Source organism: Rhodococcus sp. P4_F3_2, assembly GCF_056401335.1.
Genome location: NZ_JBFUJN010000179.1, coordinates 1 through 482, shown reverse-complemented (window position 1 = coordinate 482; position 482 = coordinate 1). Strand labels below are relative to the sequence as shown.

The window sequence follows — 482 nt, the reverse complement described above, 5'->3', positions numbered from 1 at the left end:
GGATGTATTTAGTGCTCGTTCAATAGACGGTGGCAACACTTTTACAAATCAAAGAGTAACGACGACCTCTTTTAATCCTAACGGAACTAGTACTACTCCTGCACCTCTCATTGGTGACTATATTGATGTTGAAAGTGTCCCGTCAGGTGGGTATATCGCTACATGGGCAGATACAAGGACAGGAAGTTTGGCTATTTTCGTCGGTTATAATACAGATCCTGTTTAGACTATTATTCATGTATGTTAAAAGAGATAAAATTTACTTTTTAGGAGTACATTATCGCAAATAGAGCAAACTACCCAAGACACTGTAAAGTGTTAAATAGGTTTATTTAGAGCATTCACCAGAAGARCTATCTTACTCGCATAAGATAGTTTTTTCTGTTTTCAGTCTGTATATGATATACAACCTTAGTTGACATAATGTCTCTTATAAGAAGTAAAAAGCCTTGAAACGATTAGTTTCAAGGCTTTTTGAAAAG

The 482-nt window shown here is 35.6% G+C and carries 1 protein-coding gene; it reads left to right on the top strand.

Annotated elements, in window-relative coordinates; genetic code table 11:
• A partial coding sequence (locus AC1DWA_RS33325) for a hypothetical protein (protein ID WP_477917748.1) occupies positions 1–226 on the top strand: 226 nt, incomplete at its 5' end.
• Positions 227–482: the final 256 nt, after the last annotated feature.